At 61.0% G+C, this 13,267-nt stretch carries 18 protein-coding genes and 1 pseudogene; 14 read left to right on the forward strand and 5 right to left on the reverse strand.

Annotation, left to right across the window (positions count from 1 at the left end; genetic code table 11):
- Nucleotides 1-222, forward strand: a pseudogene (locus EOA86_RS04570) (TetR/AcrR family transcriptional regulator); the annotation flags it as partial.
- A 52-nt stretch (nucleotides 223-274) separates the two neighbouring features.
- On the opposite strand, the gene EOA86_RS04575 reads toward EOA86_RS04570, so the two are convergent.
- Nucleotides 275-1,186 carry an alpha/beta hydrolase gene (locus tag EOA86_RS04575; protein WP_128340836.1) on the reverse strand — a complete coding sequence of 304 codons (912 nt, stop codon included), beginning with the start codon at nucleotides 1,184-1,186 and terminating at the stop codon, nucleotides 275-277.
- Between the two features lie 47 nt (nucleotides 1,187-1,233).
- Here EOA86_RS04575 and EOA86_RS04580 point away from each other — a divergent pair, with 47 nt between their 5' ends.
- On the forward strand, nucleotides 1,234-1,686 hold the full coding sequence (locus tag EOA86_RS04580) for a MarR family transcriptional regulator (RefSeq protein WP_029352506.1): 453 nt from the start codon (nucleotides 1,234-1,236) through the stop codon (nucleotides 1,684-1,686).
- 85 nt (nucleotides 1,687-1,771) lie between these two features.
- On the opposite strand, the gene EOA86_RS04585 is transcribed toward EOA86_RS04580, so the two are convergent.
- Nucleotides 1,772-2,383 (reverse strand): pyridoxamine 5'-phosphate oxidase family protein, encoded by a 612-nt coding sequence (locus tag EOA86_RS04585; protein ID WP_128340837.1) that lies wholly within the window; start codon nucleotides 2,381-2,383, stop codon nucleotides 1,772-1,774.
- A gap of 70 nt (nucleotides 2,384-2,453) precedes the next feature.
- Nucleotides 2,454-2,813 (reverse strand): DUF971 domain-containing protein, encoded by a 360-nt coding sequence (locus EOA86_RS04590; RefSeq protein WP_206073410.1) that lies wholly within the window; start codon nucleotides 2,811-2,813, stop codon nucleotides 2,454-2,456.
- Nucleotides 2,814-3,006: 193 nt separating this feature from the next.
- Here EOA86_RS04590 and moaA point away from each other — a divergent pair, with 193 nt between their 5' ends.
- The 12 genes from moaA (at nucleotide 3,007) to EOA86_RS04650 (ending at nucleotide 12,162) form a co-directional block, all read left to right on the forward strand.
- Nucleotides 3,007-4,002, forward strand: coding sequence for a GTP 3',8-cyclase MoaA (gene moaA, locus EOA86_RS04595; protein ID WP_128340838.1), 996 nt, complete (start codon nucleotides 3,007-3,009; stop codon nucleotides 4,000-4,002).
- A 118-nt stretch (nucleotides 4,003-4,120) separates the two neighbouring features.
- On the forward strand, nucleotides 4,121-4,477 hold the full coding sequence (locus EOA86_RS04600) for a hypothetical protein (protein WP_127211434.1): 357 nt from the start codon (nucleotides 4,121-4,123) through the stop codon (nucleotides 4,475-4,477).
- Nucleotides 4,478-4,601: 124 nt separating this feature from the next.
- Nucleotides 4,602-5,522 (forward strand): DMT family transporter, encoded by a 921-nt coding sequence (locus EOA86_RS04605; RefSeq protein WP_128340839.1) that lies wholly within the window; start codon nucleotides 4,602-4,604, stop codon nucleotides 5,520-5,522.
- 39 nt (nucleotides 5,523-5,561) lie between these two features.
- On the forward strand, nucleotides 5,562-6,194 hold the full coding sequence (gene mobA / locus EOA86_RS04610; RefSeq protein WP_127211436.1) for a molybdenum cofactor guanylyltransferase MobA: 633 nt from the start codon (nucleotides 5,562-5,564) through the stop codon (nucleotides 6,192-6,194).
- Nucleotides 6,191-6,700, forward strand: a complete 510-nt coding sequence (mobB, locus tag EOA86_RS04615) for a molybdopterin-guanine dinucleotide biosynthesis protein B (protein ID WP_128340840.1) — start codon at nucleotides 6,191-6,193, stop codon at nucleotides 6,698-6,700. The genes mobA and mobB overlap by 4 nt, the downstream gene beginning before the upstream one ends.
- Before the next feature lie 217 nt (nucleotides 6,701-6,917).
- Entirely contained in the window at nucleotides 6,918-7,700 is a 783-nt protein-coding gene (locus tag EOA86_RS04620; RefSeq protein ID WP_127211438.1) for an ABC transporter substrate-binding protein, read from the forward strand.
- A 116-nt stretch (nucleotides 7,701-7,816) separates the two neighbouring features.
- Entirely contained in the window at nucleotides 7,817-8,530 is a 714-nt protein-coding gene (locus EOA86_RS04625) for an ABC transporter permease (protein WP_127211846.1), read from the forward strand.
- The gene (locus EOA86_RS04630) at nucleotides 8,527-9,360 is read left to right on the forward strand and encodes an ABC transporter permease (RefSeq protein WP_127211845.1); all 834 of its coding nucleotides are present in this window, start codon (nucleotides 8,527-8,529) and stop codon (nucleotides 9,358-9,360) included. The genes EOA86_RS04625 and EOA86_RS04630 overlap by 4 nt, the downstream gene beginning before the upstream one ends.
- 64 nt (nucleotides 9,361-9,424) lie before the next feature.
- Nucleotides 9,425-10,294 carry an NAD(P)-dependent oxidoreductase gene (locus EOA86_RS04635; RefSeq protein WP_127211844.1) on the forward strand — a complete coding sequence of 290 codons (870 nt, stop codon included), beginning with the start codon at nucleotides 9,425-9,427 and terminating at the stop codon, nucleotides 10,292-10,294.
- A gap of 8 nt (nucleotides 10,295-10,302) precedes the next feature.
- Complete coding sequence (locus EOA86_RS04640) at nucleotides 10,303-11,004, forward strand: DNA alkylation repair protein (protein WP_065010013.1); 702 nt, start codon at nucleotides 10,303-10,305, stop codon at nucleotides 11,002-11,004.
- Complete coding sequence (locus EOA86_RS04645; RefSeq protein ID WP_128340841.1) at nucleotides 10,967-11,545, forward strand: GNAT family N-acetyltransferase; 579 nt, start codon at nucleotides 10,967-10,969, stop codon at nucleotides 11,543-11,545. Before EOA86_RS04640 ends, EOA86_RS04645 begins: the two co-directional genes overlap by 38 nt.
- Before the next feature lie 47 nt (nucleotides 11,546-11,592).
- Nucleotides 11,593-12,162 carry a DUF3299 domain-containing protein gene (locus EOA86_RS04650; RefSeq protein ID WP_128340842.1) on the forward strand — a complete coding sequence of 190 codons (570 nt, stop codon included), beginning with the start codon at nucleotides 11,593-11,595 and terminating at the stop codon, nucleotides 12,160-12,162.
- A gap of 11 nt (nucleotides 12,163-12,173) precedes the next feature.
- Here EOA86_RS04650 and EOA86_RS04655 read toward each other — a convergent pair whose 3' ends face one another.
- Entirely contained in the window at nucleotides 12,174-12,665 is a 492-nt protein-coding gene (locus EOA86_RS04655; RefSeq protein ID WP_006333679.1) for an Lrp/AsnC family transcriptional regulator, read from the reverse strand.
- Nucleotides 12,666-12,784: 119 nt separating this feature from the next.
- The coding region (locus tag EOA86_RS04660; RefSeq protein ID WP_245497131.1) for a uracil-DNA glycosylase family protein at nucleotides 12,785-13,267 on the reverse strand (483 nt) is incomplete at its 5' end.

The following is a 13,267-nucleotide window of genomic DNA, read 5'->3' on the forward strand; positions in this document are numbered from 1 at the left end:
GCTGAAAGCCGCGCAGCTTTGCTGAGTCGGCTGGAACGTGGCGTGGCGGAAGGCGAATTGCCGGAAAATTTCGACTGCCGCACTGCCGCGACCTTCTATGCGACGGTGCAGCACGGCATGTCGATCCAGGCGCGCGACGGCGCATCGCGCGCCGCCCTTCTTGCGACGGTGACCGGGGCTATGGCGGCGTGGAAGGTCCTGGCTGGCACCGACACGGTGTGACAAACGATGGCGGCCGAACTCGTGTTCGGACAGGAGAAACAAGATGTTCAGGTCAATGCAGCAGCGACGGTTCCCGGTGTTCGGCAACGAAACCGATCGCACGCTCGACCACGCCCCTATCGGCGAGAATGCGGCGATGGCCGAGCCCATCGGCCCAGTAAAGCCGCACATGGTCGCCGGCGCCAGCATAGAGCCTTGCATGGTCGGCGGACACTTCGCGGTCGTCCGGCGCATGGATGACCAGCGTTGGCACCGGCGTGCTGGCAAGCTGGCGGTCGCCGACGAATTCGTGCAGCGGCCGGCCAGCGATACGTTCGACCCGGTCGGCCATGGCGGCCTGCGAGCGTCGGCCGACATTGAGCATGCGGCTGAAATCATCGAAGATCGCCGGCAGGGAACTCGGCGCCGCGATCAACACCAGCCGCTCGGCCGCCAGCGGCGGAATGTTCTTGACCGAACCGACGACGGCATTGGCGGCGACGGCACCGCCGAAGGAATGGCCGACGACCGCCACGAACGGGCCAAACCATTCGCCGGTGAGGCGTGCAGCTTCGACAGCGCTGACCAATGTGAGCCGGCGGCCCTGCGATTGGCCATGGCCCGGCAAGTCGAGCGAGACAACCTTGTAACCGGCGTCGCGATACCCTTCGATCAGCGTGCGCATATATTCGGTGCGCGAACGCCAGCCATGGATGACGAGCACCGTGCCGGCGGCCCGCCTGCCCGGCTCGGGCCTGAACTCATGCACCATGACGCACCCGTTTTTGGCCTTCAGCCGACGATGGCGCGCCTCGGCCATGAAGCCGGCGGCACGGTCGACGGCGCGCCGCTCGCCGTCGCTGAGAACCTTTGCGTTCGGCGTGCGGCAGAACAGTTCGAATGCCGCGCGCCCGGTGAGGCGGGGAGCCACGTGTTCGGCAGCGGCAAACACGCCCCGGATGACCTTCAACCCAAATGATGCCATAGTGGCGATCCATCCATTCGTTCAAGCATGAACATAATAGTTCAAACATGAACATTAAACAAGAGCTGCCCTGGGACAACCCGCGTTTTCGCAACTGGGTCGCGGTGGCGCGCGCTTGCCATGTGCTGGAGCGCACGCTGGCGGCGAAGCTCGCGCCGCTGGACCTGAAGCCGGCGCAGCTCGACGTGCTGATGAACCTTTACCGCCATCCCGGCATGTCGCAGCACGATCTCGCCCGCCGGCTGCTGGTCGGCCGCTCCAACATCACCATGCTGCTGCCGCAACTCGAAACACGCGGCCTGCTGCGCCGCGAAGGCGATCAGAAAGACAAGCGGGTGCTGCGGCTGACCTTGACCGAAGCCGGCACGGAACTGCTGATGCAGGCGCTGAAGGTCCATATGGCGCTGATCGAGAAAGCGATGAGCCAGTCGACGCCGGAGCAATGCGACATGATCGGCGAGCAGATGCGCAAGATTGCCGACGTCCTCAAGGAAGCGTGACTGGAGCATCGGGCCCAAACGGGGAAACCGGTTTTGGGAAAATCCGATGCTCAAACAAAAGGATGGAGCTCGCGGAACGATCCGCTCACCACATAGACTTTTTCGCGCGCTCCGGCCATTCCTTGTCGTAAGCCTCGCCGTCGATGCCTTTCCGGCTGGTGATTTCCAGGATCTTTCCGGGTGTCGGTAGTGATTTTGGGTCGACATGCCTCGCCGGGTTCCACAGTTCCGACCGGACAATGGCGCGAGCGCACTGGAAAGAGACCGAATCGACCTTGATGACCGTGACCGAGCGCGCCGGCTTGCCGTCGACGCTGAACGACGCACAGAGCGCGGCATCCATGGTGATGTGGGCGCGGCCGTTGACGCGCAGCGTCGTGCCGGAGCCTGGGACCAGGAACAACAGGCCGACGCGCGGATCGCGAATGATGTTTTTTAGCGAATCGGCACGGTTGTTGCCGCGCCGGTCCGGCATCATCAGGGTTTTCGGATCATGGATGCGAACGAAGCCGGCGAGATCGCCGCGCGGCGAGCAATCCAGCCCTTCCGGCCCGCTGGTCGCGAGCGCGGCAAAAGGCGAGGCCTCGATGAAGGCGGCGTACTCGGGAATCACATGGTCGAGTTCCTTGACCAGCGAGGTCTCGCCGGGCAGGCCATAGAGCGCTTCGAGCTGTTCGACCGTGGTTATGATGGACATTCTTGCCTCCGGATAGTCCAGCCGCCGTTACTCCCGATCCATGATGTTCTGACGACAGGATGGCGGCCAGCTAACGATCGCGGCTGAGGCCCTTTTCCGCCAGCTCGGCTAAGTAGGCATTCCAGCGGGCCTCCTGCTCATGACCCAGCGTATGCAGGTAGTTCCAGGTGAAGATGCCGGTATCGTGGAAATCGTCGAAGGTGATGCGGACGGCATAGTTGCCGACTGGTTCGATCTTCAGGATCGCAACGTTGCGCTTGCCGGGAACGGTCACACGCTGTTCGGGCGAATGGCCCTGCACTTCGGCCGATGGCGAGGCAACGCGCAGAAACTCCGCCGGCAACTCGAACGGCTGATGGTCAGGGAACGTCACGGTAAGCAGCCTGCGGTCCTTCGAGACCCTCAGTTCCTTCGGCGCCGTCATGGTGATAGGTCCCGCATCATCTGTCCTTTCCCTACGCCGCTTCGTGCGGCGGGAAAAGGCCGCTTCGAAACTTCCGACACAATCTGTCGGTGGCGCGATGTGACCTAGGATCGAAACTTCTTATCTTGAATGGCAGGTTGGATCGTATCACATAGCCATATATAACGATGCCGTTCGCAGCCACGGGAAATGCACTAGCATGGACATGATCGATCCTTTTGGTCGCACGATCAGCTATCTCAGGGTGTCGGTCACCGACCGCTGCGACTTCCGCTGCACCTATTGCATGGCCGAGGACATGGCGTTCCTTCCAAAGAAGGATCTGCTGTCGCTGGAAGAGCTCGACCGGCTGTGCACGGTTTTCATCGAAAAGGGTGTCAGGAAACTGCGTCTTACCGGCGGCGAGCCGCTGGTGCGCAAGAACATCATGCATCTAGTGCGTCAGATTTCGCGTCATCTCGAAAGCGGCGCTCTGGAAGAACTGACGCTGACCACCAACGGCTCGCAGCTTTCGCGCTTTGCCGCTGAACTCGCCGATTGCGGGGTCAAGCGGATCAACGTCTCACTGGACACCCTGGACCCGGAAAAATTCCGCCAGATTACCCGCTGGGGCAATCTCGACAAGGTCATGGAGGGCATCGACGCTGCGCAGGCAGCGGGGCTGAAGGTAAAGCTCAATGCGGTGGCGCTGAAGGATTTCAACGACGCCGAGCTGCCGGAGATGCTGCGCTGGGCGCATGGCCGCGGCATGGAGTTGACGGTCATCGAAACCATGCCAATGGGCGAGATCGACGCCGACCGTACCGACCAGTATCTGCCGCTGTCGCTGCTGCGTGCAGCGCTGGAGCGGCAGTTCACGCTGTCCGACATCCCCTACAAGACCGGTGGTCCGGCTCGCTACGTCCATGTCGCCGAGACCGGTGGCAGGCTCGGCTTCATCACGCCGATGACGCATAATTTCTGCGAAAGCTGCAACCGCGTCCGGCTGACCTGCACCGGCACGCTCTATATGTGCCTCGGCCAGGAGGACGCCGCCGATCTGCGTGCACCGTTGCGTGCATCCGAAGGCAATGAACTGGTCGCCGACGCCATCGATGAAGCCATTGGCCGCAAGCCGAAGGGCCATGATTTCATCATCGACCGCCGGACCAATCGCCCGTCGGTGTCGCGGCACATGAGCGTCACCGGCGGCTGATCTTCTCGATCACACCCAGAAAAAGACTGGTCCGCAGCCGGTTGCCGATTTACTGGCGAAACGTTCCAGCCTAGCCTCCTGCTCGGGAGCGGATCCTCGCTCGGTGGGGGACTACAACATGCGCAAATTCAGTCTTTCTCTTGCATTGCTTGGGCTCGCGGCCGTGCCCGCGGCCGCCCAGTCGATCGGCGGCACCTATACGGTCGCCGGCACCAATTTTGACGGATCGTCCTATGGCGGCGAGGCAACCATCACGCTGACCAGCGAGACGACCTGCGCAATCCACTGGGAGACAGGCGGCTCGTCCTCGGACGGCATCTGCATGCGAAACGACGATGCCTTCTCGGCAGGCTATGTCATGGGCAAGGCGGTCGGCCTTGTCGTCTATAAGGTACAGGAGGACGGCTCGCTGCACGGCCTGTGGACGATTGCCGGCAAGGAAGGCAATGGCACCGAAATGCTGACGCCAAACTAAGTTCTGCTGTCCTGGAACATCAGACATCGCTGGGCCACGCGAAAGGCTGTGGCCCAGCCCTTTGACGTTGCTGTCTTATGACCGGCTGCTACAGGCTTGATGCAAAACGCAACCGGTAACGCCTTTGCTTCTTTCCCCAAATCTTCGCGGCGCGCTGTTCATGGTGGTGGCCATGATTGGTTTCACGCTCAACGACGCGATCACCAAAGTCTCGTCGGAATCCATGAACATGGCGCAGGTCATGCTGATCCGCGGCGCCTTCGCTTCGCTTTTCGTAGGCCTGCTTGCCTGGCAACGCGGTGCGCTTGCCCTGCCCGGCTCGATGCTGCAGCCGATGGTTGCGGTGCGCGTCGCCGGCGAAGCCGGCGCTACTGTGTCGTTCCTGGTTGCTTTGGCGCATCTGCCAATCGCCAACGTCTCGGCCGTGCTGCAGGCGCTGCCGCTGGCGGTGACGATGGGCGCAGCACTTGTGTTCAACGAAGGCGTCGGCTGGCGGCGCTGGCTGGCCATCGCCATCGGCTTTGCCGGGGTGCTGATTATCGTGCGGCCCGGCTTCGAAGGATTCAGTGTCTATTCGCTGCTGGCGCTGGCCTGTGTCGCCTGTTGTGCGGTGCGAGACCTCGCCACCAAGCGGATACCGCTAGCCGTTCCGACATTGCTGGTGTCGACTGCCACGGCACTTGCCATGACAGTGCTCGGCGCGGCGCTGCTTGAGCCAATGGGTGGGTGGACACCGATGACGGGAGAAAGCACAGCGTTGCTGGCATTGGCGGCAGTGCTAGTGGTCATCGGTTACCAGTTCATCATCATGGCGATGCGGGAGGGCGACATCTCGTTCATCGCGCCATTCCGCTACACAGCCCTGCTCTGGTCGATCCTGCTTGGCCTGTTCATCTTCGGCGACGTCCCCGACCTGCCGATGATCTTCGGCGCCGGCGTCATTGTCGGTTCCGGCCTCTACGCTCTCTACCGCGAACGGATCGTCGGCCGGCGAAAGACAGCCGCCGAAAGCGCTGGACCCGACATGGCGCCTGACGGCATATAGCTTGCCGATCGCGGCGAGTGACCGCATGGACGAAAGACGATGACTAAAGACATTGCCGGCGTCATTCTGGCCGGTGGTCAGTCGCGGCGGATGGGCGGCGGCGACAAGGGCCTGCTTGCGCTCGGCGGCGGCAGCCTGCAGGACCATGTCGTTGCGCGCTTTGCTGCGCAGGTCGGTCCGCTGGTGCTCAGCGCCAATGACGACCCGGCACGGTTTGCCGGGGTTGGGCTTCCGGTGGTTGCCGATACGGTGAAAGGGTTCGCCGGACCGCTCGCCGGGATCCTGACCGGCCTCGAATGGGCTGCCGCGAACACGGCCTGTGAGGCAGTTGTCACGGCTGCGGGCGATACACCGTTCCTGCCCGAAAATCTGGTCGAGCGGCTGGCCGCGGCAGTCGACGAACGTCCCGGCGCGATCGCCGTCGCCTGTTCCGGCGGCAAACGGCATCCGACATTCGCGCTCTGGCCGCTGGGGCTCCACGACGCCTTGAGGCGTTTTCTGGTCGATGAAGATGTCAGGCGGGTTTCCGCTTTCATCGACCGGCATGACTTTGTCGATGTGGAATTCCCGATGCTGATCTCGGGAGGCCATCTGCACGACCCTTTCTTCAACGTCAACACGTCAGACGACCTGGCCCGGGCCGAACGTCTGTTGCAGAGCATGAAGCCATGATGAGACGCGTCTTCGGTATCACCGGCTGGAAGAATTCCGGCAAGACGACACTGACCGAAAAGCTGGTCGCCGAACTCGTTCGGCGTGGCTGGAAAGTCTCGACGGTGAAACACGCCCATCATGATTTCGACATCGATAAACCGGGGGCGGACAGTTTTCGCCACCGGCAGGCCGGAGCCACTGAAGTCGCCATCGTGTCTGACAGGCGCTGGGCGCTGATGCACGAATTGCGCGGCGAGGACGAGCCGACGCTTGAGGCGATCCTGTCACGGCTCGGCACCTCCGACATCGTTCTGGTCGAAGGCTACAAGCGCGAGGCGCACAGCAAGATCGAAACGCGGCGGCTGGAGACTAAGGACCGGACACCGCTTTCGGCACATGATCCGCATATCATCGCCATCGCCGCCGACTTCGCCTTAGCGGACGAAAGGCTGCCTGTCTTCGATCTCGACTACACGAAATCGATAGCCGACTTCATCGAGCGCGCGACAGGTTTGACGCGCTGAGGGTACTGCTGAAGGAGCATTCGGCCGCCCCCAAATTCCTCCTTGGTGTGCCTGCCCCAACGTCAGCATTGTCTGGGAATGCGAACCCTCGCAAGCAACGGTTTTATAGTTGCTTTTTCTTGGGAAAGAATGGGAGTATCGCGTCAGCGGGCGGTCAAAAGAACCGCCCACAGAGCCGTTTGGAACGACGGCCGGGAAACATACAGAGAGGACCATCATGCGTACTGCACTGCGTATAGCGCTCGCCGCATCGGCCGCGCTGCTGACCCTGGGCGTTGCCCAGGCCCAGGAGAAAACCTTGAGGATCGGCACGGAGGGAGCCTATCCGCCATTCAACAACCTGACTGCCGATGGCCAGCTCGTGGGCTTCGACATCGACATCGCCAACGCGCTTTGCGAAGAGATGAAGGTGAAGTGCACCTTCGTCGCGCAGGATTGGGACGGCATTATCCCGGCGCTTCAGGCCGGCAAGTTCGACGCCATCGTCGCCTCGATGTCGATTACGCCGGAGCGTGCCGAGAAGGTCGACTTCACCAACAAATACTACAACACGCCGCCGGCGATCGCCGCGCCCAAGGACAGCGACATCAAGGGCGTGACTAAGGAGGACCTGGCCGGCAAGACGATCGGCGTGCAGGCGTCCACCACCCACTTCAATTATTCAACCAAGGCTTATACCGACAGTACAATCAAGCCGTACCCGACCGCGCAAGAATACCAGCTCGATCTCGCTAATGGCCGCGTTGACGCGGTCAACGACGATATCACTGTTCTCGAAGGCTGGCTTGCCACGCCGGACGGCGCCTGCTGCAAGCTGATCGGTGCGATCACGCCCGACATCGAGATCCATGGGCCGGGCGCCGGCATCGCGGTACGCAAGGGCGATACCGAGTTGGTCAATCAGTTCAATAAGGCGATCGACGCCATCCGCGCCAACGGAAAGTACAAGGAAATCAACGACAAGTACTTCAAGTACGATGTCTACGGCGGCGAGTCCTAATCCTTCCGGATTGACAGCGAACGGCGGGACATTCCCGCCGTTCGCACAAGGAGCGGCGCAGGAGGAGTGACGCCGCGCTGCTCTCAAAGAACCCATAGAGGAGAACAGGCAGGCGGATGCAAAGCGTTTGGACGCTGCTCAGTTGGGGACCCGAGGGCTGGCTCGACGACATTGCCTACGGCGTTTTCATCACCGTTTCGCTTGCTGCCGCGACCCTGCCTGTCGGTCTGATGATCGGCTTTCTGGTCGCACTGGCCAAGCAGTCCAATGAGCCGTCGCTGCGGCTGGCCGGCAATATCTACACCACGATCTTTCGTGGATTGCCCGAGCTGCTGACCTTGTTCATGATCTTTTACGGCGCGCAAATCGGCATCCAGCAGTTGATGCGCCTGTATGACCCGGCCGCTGCGGTCGAAGTGAACGCATTTGTTTCCGGCATGATCGCGCTCGGCGTCGTCTTCTCGTCCTACGCCAGCGAGGTCTTCCTCTCCGCGTTCCGCGCCATCCCGAAGGGACAGTATGAGGGCGGCTATTCGGTTGGCCTGTCGGGCTGGCAGACGCTGCGACTGGTGGTGCTGCCGCAGCTTATTCGTATTTCCCTGCCAGGCCTTGCCAATCTGTGGCTCATCCTGCTCAAGGATACAGCGCTGGTTTCCGCCATCGGTCTTGCCGACATATTGCGGCAAGCCGGCGTCGCCGCCCGTGTCACCAAGCACGCATTCCTTTTTTTTGGGGTCGCTGCTCTTATCTATCTGCTCCTCGCCATCATCTCGTCCTTCGGCATCAATGCCATTGAACGCAGGGTTGGTCGACAACAGGTGCAGCGATGAGCGCGGCAGCAGCCGACGTGGCGACCAAGGTCGAAAAACCGCCAGCAATACCGCGCGGCTGGTCCCGGCAACGTGTATTGGGATATGCGTTGGTCGGTCTCTGGATCGTGCTCGGCATCGGCATGATTGTATACTTGGTCGAGGCTTGGAATTCCGAACTCTTCCAAAAATACGCCCCGGGCTACATCTCTGGCCTGGGCGTGACTCTCACGCTTGTCGCTGTGTCGATCGTGTTGGGAGCCGTCCTTTCAGTTCCTGTCGCCTACGCGCGGATGTCCAAGAACCGGATCCTGTCCAGCTTTGCCTACGCTTATGTCTACTTCTTCCGCGGCACTCCGCTTTTGACCCAAGTTTTTCTTATCTACTATGGAGTGGGTTCGTTTCGACCGGCACTTGAAGCTGTCGGCCTGTGGGGCTTCTTTCGCGAAGCCTGGTACTGCGCCATTTTCTCGTTCACCCTCAATACGGCAGCCTATCAGGCTGAGATCCTGCGCGGCGCAATCGAGAGCGTCCCCAGGGGTCAGTGGGAAGGCGCTGCCTCGCTTGGCCTGCACAAACTGCAAACACTGCGCAAGATCATCCTGCCACAGGCGCTGATCGTGGCGCTGCGTCCCTATGGCAATGAGATTATCCTGATGATCAAAGGCTCCGCCATCGTGGCCCTCATCACCGTCTATGATCTGATGGGCATTACGAAGCTCACATATTCGCGCACTTTCGATTTCCAGTCCTATATCTGGGCGGCGATCATCTATCTGATCATTGTCGAGATACTCCGCCACGCGGTCGAGTGGGTAGAACGTCGTATTACCATACATCTGCACCGCTGACTCCCATAGCTTTGCCTGATCCGCTAAGAAGGCCGGAAAACACGGCTTGAAGGGATTCGAAAATATGGCATCGGTGGCATTTCTCGGTCTTGGCGTCATGGGCTATCCAATGGCCGGACATCTCAGGAACAAGGGGGGCCACGACGTCACCGTCTACAACCGCACCAAGGCAAAGGCCGAGCAATGGGTTGCCCAGCATGGCGGGAGTGCCGCCAACACGCCGGCAGAAGCGGCCGACGGCAAGGACTTTGTCTTTTCCTGTGTTGGCAATGACGACGATCTGCGCGCTGTGACGATTGGAGCCGAGGGTGCATTCCAGACAATGGAGAAGGGAGCCATCTTCATCGACAACACCACGGCCTCCGCTGAAGTCGCGCGCGAACTGGCCGAGAAGGCGGTACTGGGCGGTTTCTCGTTCCTCGACGCACCGGTCTCCGGCGGTCAGGCCGGCGCCGAAAATGGCGTGCTGACCGTCATGGTCGGCGGCGAACAGAAAGCTTTCGAACAGGCGAAGCTTGTCATCGATGCCTATGCCCGTATGGTCGGGCTGATGGGCCCGACCGGCTCGGGCCAGCTCACCAAGATGATCAACCAAATCTGCATCGCCGGTCTTGTCCAAGGGCTGGCTGAAGGCATCCATTTTGGCAAGAAGGCCGGGCTCGACATCGACAAAGTCATCGAGGTGATCTCGAAGGGAGCGGCCGGCTCATGGCAGATGGAGAACCGCCACAAGACGATGAATGCCGGCAAATATGATTTCGGCTTCGCTGTCGACTGGATGCGCAAGGACCTCGGTATCTGCCTGGCGGAGGCCGATCGCAATGGCGCCAAGCTGCCGGTGACGGCACTTGTCGACCAATTCTACAAGGATGTGCAGGGGATGGGCGGCAAACGCTGGGACACGTCCTCTTTGCTGGCGCGATTGGAAAAGTAGATATTGTCGTGGCCGAGCTGTCGCCTCAAGCCAGCGCCGAGGAAATTGTCGACCACCTGCGCTCGGTCGGCTCGGAGGAGAACCGCCTTGGCATGCTGCGCTACGGCATCAAGATCGAACGTGCGCTCGGTATCTCGCATGGTGTGCAGCGGCAGATTGCCAAGAAAATCAAGCGCAACCATGAGCGTGCCTTCGAGCTATGGCAGACAGGCATCGTGGAAGCGCAGTTCATCGCTTCCGTCACGGCCGATCCGAAGCGGTTCACTGCCGCGGATGCAAGACGATGGGCGGCGACTTTCGACTCATGGGATATCGTCGACGGCGTCTCCGATCTCTTTGTCGATACTGATTGCTGGAGGGAACTGATCGCCGAATTCGCAGTCGACGAACGGGAATTCGTTCGACGCACGGCTTTTGCCATGATGGCCTGGTCGGTGGTCCACCGGAAGAATGAACCAGAGGCGACCTTTCTCGACTTCCTGTCGATCATCGAAGTGCACGCCACCGACGGCCGCAATTTTGTGAAGAAGGCGGTGAACTGGGCGCTTCGTTCGATCGGCAAGCGATCGATGAATTTGCACGGTGCTGCCCTTGCCCTGGCACAAAAGCTGGCTGTTTCGACCGACAAGACGGCGCGCTGGATCGGCAAGGATGCTGCAAGGGAACTTTCCGATGCCAAAACGCTCGAGCGGCTCGCCAGGAAAGGCTGACTGGGGCGAAATCCACTTTACTGAGGTGACGCGATCGACGCGCGCCGATTTCGAAAATCTGTTCGAACAGGCGGGCGGCCCGAAATATTGCTGGTGCACGGCCTGGCGCAATCTCAATAACCGTGAGCACCTGGGCAACGATGAGAGGAAACGCGCCATGATGGCGCTCATCGCGGCCGCCACACCGGTCGGCATTGTCGCTCATGCGGAAGGCAAGACAATAGGCTGGTGCTCGGTGGCGCCGCGCGAGACCTACCGCAAGCTGTCGCCGCAACAGGATGACAGCCAGGCGGGCGTCTGGTCGATCGTCTGCTTCTATGTGCCGAGGGCATTGCGCAGCCGAGGGCTGGCAACCGCACTGCTCGACGCGGCCATCGATCACGCCTTCGCCAAAGGCGCCAGGACAATCGAGGCCTATCCGGTCGACCAGGCATCGCCGAGTTACCGTTTCATGGGCTTCCGAGACATGTTCGTGGCCCGCGGATTCCACGAGATCGGCATGGCCGGCTCGCGTCGGCATGTGATGCGGCTCGAACGTTGACGCTGTCGGCGACGGCAGCTTTACTCCTGTCAAATGGAGAGCACACGATGAGCAATCGTCTCAAATCGACAGCGGCGCTGGCGGCCGTGCTGATTTCCATCGCGGCGGGCAGCGCTTCCGCCGAAACCGCGCGGATATTCTGGAAGGATCTGCGTCCGGCGACCCAGCCCGCTGCCGAAAGTGCCGGTTTGCCGATGATCGCGGCAAAAATGCCTGATCATGGCGAGACGCTGTCTCTCAATCTGCGGGACAAGACCGTCCAACTGGCGGGGTACGCGCTGCCGGTCGATCGCGAGGGCGATCTCGTCTACCAGTTCCTGCTGGTACCGTGGACGGGTGCGTGCAGCCACATGCCGACGCCGCCGCCCAATCAGATCGTCCTCGTCACGCCTGCGCATCCCTACAGGATGTCGAAGGCTTACCAGCCGGTTTCCGTGACCGGTGCCCTGAAGCCGGGCATGGAGAAAAGTCAGCTCTTCATTCTCGACGGCGCCAGCGTCATCCAGTCGGGCTACGCGCTGCGCAAGGCGGAAGTGGTGGATATCGATGTGGTGCCGGACACCATCACGCAGCCGGCAAACTCGCCGTGGCATTTTCTCAACAAAAAGAAGAACTAAGCAAAAAATCCTCAGGCAGCGTTGGCGCCCGATTCCTTGTCCAGCACCATGTAGTCCAGCGGCATTTCGGTCGTGTACTTGATCTGCTCCATGGCAAACGACGACGAGACATCGCGAATCTCGATCTTGGCGATCAGCCGCTTGTAGAAGGCGTCGTAAGCAGCGATGTCGGGCACCACCACGCGCAAGAGATAGTCGACGTCGCCGCTCATGCGGTAGAACTCGACCACTTCCGGAAATTCCTGGATGACCTCCGAAAAGCGCCGCAGCCATTCATGGCTGTGCGAATTGGTGCGGATCGACACGAATACGGTGACGCGCACATTGACCTTTTCATGATCGAGGATGGCGACGCGCCGCTTGATGACGCCCTCCTCCTCGAGCTTCTGGATGCGACGCCAGCACGGCGTGGTCGACAGGCCGACTTTCTTGGCGACATCGGCGACCGCGAGCGTCGCGTCCTCCTGCAAGAGACGGAGGATTTTTCTGTCAAGGCGGTCCATTTGGTGCTCCCACGGGGATAGACTAGGAATAGATTGGCTATAGTCCTTCTTATTATGGCCATTCACAAGAAAGAATTTCTGCCAAATGGCACAAAAGCAAGTGATTTCTTGCTCACGCCTCAGCCGAGGCGATAGCGGATTTCCGATCTCAGAAACGGCAGCAAATCCATTTCAAACCACGGATTGCGCTTCAACCAGCCGGTGTTGCGCCACGACGGATGCGGCAGCGGCAGCACTTTCGGGTTGCTGGGCGCACCCCAGATGGTGCGCCAATCCATCACCGTCTCCGTCAGCGAGGGCCGGCGCGCGGCGCCCATGTGCCAGGATTGCGCATAGCTGCCAATCGTCAGCACCAGGTCGATGCGCGGCATCAGTGCCATCAGCGGCGCACGCCAGGCCGCTGCACATTCGCGGCGCGGCGGCAGGTCGCCGCCCTTGGCATCCTGACCGGGAAAGCAAAAGCCCATCGGCACGATGGCGAATTTTGTCGTGTCGTAGAATTCTTCGTTGCTGACGCCCAGCCAGTTCCGCAACCGATCGCCGGAGGCGTCGGTGAACGGCATGCCTGACATATGCACCTTGGCGCCCGGTGCCTGGCTGGC

It is taken from the genome of Mesorhizobium sp. M5C.F.Ca.IN.020.32.2.1 (genome assembly GCF_004023105.1).
GTDB lineage: Bacteria > Pseudomonadota > Alphaproteobacteria > Rhizobiales > Rhizobiaceae > Mesorhizobium > Mesorhizobium wenxiniae.

Excerpts from the sequence above, each read along its gene's own strand:
- EOA86_RS04580 (WP_029352506.1), top strand. The coding sequence starts at position 1,234 with ATGAACATTAAACAAGAGCTGCCCTGGGACAACCCGCGTTTTCGCAAC.
- EOA86_RS04645 (WP_128340841.1), top strand. The coding sequence starts at position 10,967 with ATGCCAAAACGCTCGAGCGGCTCGCCAGGAAAGGCTGACTGGGGCGAA.
- EOA86_RS04620 (WP_127211438.1), top strand. The coding sequence starts at position 6,918 with ATGCGTACTGCACTGCGTATAGCGCTCGCCGCATCGGCCGCGCTGCTG.
- EOA86_RS04600 (WP_127211434.1), top strand. The coding sequence starts at position 4,121 with ATGCGCAAATTCAGTCTTTCTCTTGCATTGCTTGGGCTCGCGGCCGTG.
- EOA86_RS04625 (WP_127211846.1), top strand. The coding sequence starts at position 7,817 with ATGCAAAGCGTTTGGACGCTGCTCAGTTGGGGACCCGAGGGCTGGCTC.
- EOA86_RS04655 (WP_006333679.1), bottom strand. The coding sequence starts at position 12,665 with ATGGACCGCCTTGACAGAAAAATCCTCCGTCTCTTGCAGGAGGACGCG.
- EOA86_RS04575 (WP_128340836.1), bottom strand. The coding sequence starts at position 1,186 with ATGGCATCATTTGGGTTGAAGGTCATCCGGGGCGTGTTTGCCGCTGCC.
- EOA86_RS04635 (WP_127211844.1), top strand. The coding sequence starts at position 9,425 with ATGGCATCGGTGGCATTTCTCGGTCTTGGCGTCATGGGCTATCCAATG.
- mobA (WP_127211436.1), top strand. The coding sequence starts at position 5,562 with ATGACTAAAGACATTGCCGGCGTCATTCTGGCCGGTGGTCAGTCGCGG.
- EOA86_RS04650 (WP_128340842.1), top strand. The coding sequence starts at position 11,593 with ATGAGCAATCGTCTCAAATCGACAGCGGCGCTGGCGGCCGTGCTGATT.
- EOA86_RS04585 (WP_128340837.1), bottom strand. The coding sequence starts at position 2,383 with ATGTCCATCATAACCACGGTCGAACAGCTCGAAGCGCTCTATGGCCTG.
- mobB (WP_128340840.1), top strand. The coding sequence starts at position 6,191 with ATGATGAGACGCGTCTTCGGTATCACCGGCTGGAAGAATTCCGGCAAG.
- moaA (WP_128340838.1), top strand. The coding sequence starts at position 3,007 with ATGGACATGATCGATCCTTTTGGTCGCACGATCAGCTATCTCAGGGTG.
- EOA86_RS04630 (WP_127211845.1), top strand. The coding sequence starts at position 8,527 with ATGAGCGCGGCAGCAGCCGACGTGGCGACCAAGGTCGAAAAACCGCCA.